The sequence below is a fragment of the Okeania sp. genome (assembly GCF_983059655.1).
Genome location: NZ_CEZPJD010000569.1, coordinates 3,576 through 5,245, shown reverse-complemented (window position 1 = coordinate 5,245; position 1,670 = coordinate 3,576). Strand labels below are relative to the sequence as shown.

1 protein-coding gene is annotated in these 1,670 nt (G+C 33.0%); it reads left to right on the top strand.

All coding sequences use genetic code 11. The features are described from left to right. Window positions 1-422: 422 nt before the first annotated feature. Complete coding sequence (locus AC3DU7_RS24305) at window positions 423-1,547, top strand: helix-turn-helix domain-containing protein (protein WP_488041874.1); 1,125 nt, start codon at window positions 423-425, stop codon at window positions 1,545-1,547. The last annotated feature ends 123 nt before the right edge of the window (window positions 1,548-1,670 follow it).

Here is a 1,670-nt window from a genome sequence, read left to right as displayed (position 1 = left end):
ATAATTTAACTGGATTATTAATTTGTAGGGAATTTACTATCTATAAAATTTACAGCAAATTTTAGGAAGCGTGAGGTACAGTTTGAGACTAATCTATAATTTTTATTCATTGCCAGATCCGGTTTTCCTTGTTCCCTAAAGTATAAAACTTTGTACCTTATTAAATCGAAAACTGCTGTATATAAAGTTAATGACTGTGTTAAATAAGGCAAAAACTATTTCGCAACAAATAAAATAAAGGTTACTAGTTATAAAAATTTGCCTAGCAAAGAAGAAACAGAAATATTTGGAAACTTGTATAAAAAATAAAAATTAAATCTTCGCACTTCTTATATCCGATTATATCCGGAATTAACACTAAGTTCCAGAATAAATTACTTAGATTACTCCTATTAACTATATATAAAACTAAAACCATAACTATGGAATTAACATCTACATCTGGTTATAGTTTTTCTGGTCATATTCCTATAGAAATTGGTCAAGATAATTGGCGATCGCTACTGAGTAATATCGAAGCTGAAACTTATACTAGCCAAGTATATAGTGTAATGTTAACTGACATAAAAACTTCTCTAGAAGAAGCAGTAGCTCAAACCCAATCTCAAATCGAAGCATTAGGACTAGAAGCAATAAAACTCAGCCTAAAAAACTTGACTAGAACATTAATACCAGAAGAAAAAATATCTTCAGCAGACCCGATTTACTCTCATTCTCATAATATGAATGAGCAGAGAGAAAATATTAATTACCAGCAAATAAATCAGGAACAGTTAATCCAAAATAATCAAAATCAGCCTCAAACAAATATGAGTACTAACCTAACTACTACCGTAGAATCAGAAATTACTAATGATTCAACCTTAGCATCCATAGATACCCAAAACATGGAAACTAATCTCTTAGAAAATAATCAAAATTTCTCAGAAGAGTTACAACCACATAATCAAAGAAAACGGCGAAAAAAACTCACAAAAGCAGAAAAAGCCGCCTTATTAATTCAAGAAAAAAATACATATTTACAGCAACTAGGGGAAAAACTACAAAAAGCACGAAAAATGCGTTGTTTATCTATGAAACAAATTCATAAACAAACTTTCGTACCCCTTCATTATCTAGAAGCTATAGAAAAAGGCCAAACAGACGAATTACCAGAAGATGTGTATCTTCGAGGATTCATCTTTCGTATTGGTAACGCCTTAGGATTTGATGGAGTAGCTTTAGCAGAAGCTTTACCTATGTCCGATCCACTGCAAAACCTAATGCCATCTTGGTCTAACTCCAATAAGGACATGGGATTCGGTTTACGGCCTATTCATCTATATGTAGGTTATACAGCTTTAATGGCCAGTGCAGTAGGTGGACTAAGTTGGATGTCTCAACAACCAAGTCCAGGAGCAAATCTTACTCCAGATAAATTAGACACTCCTGATTCAGTTGCTCGCTCAGATAAATATTTAGAAACTACTCAAACACCAGGATTAAAATCTACTCAAGGTAACGTAGTTGTTGGTTCGGATATTGCTCCACCAGAAACAATGATTTGAAGAAGGAGTCAGGAGACAGAAGTTCAATAATTAATAATTATTGAAAACCGATAGGATTGACTTTCAGCCAAAGGCAGTTAACATTTGATGACAAGGTTATCCCTATGTACTACTGTGTCAGAT

Coding starts and splice junctions, on each gene's coding strand:
- AC3DU7_RS24305 (WP_488041874.1), top strand. CDS start 423: ATGGAATTAACATCTACATCTGGTTATAGTTTTTCTGGTCATATTCCT.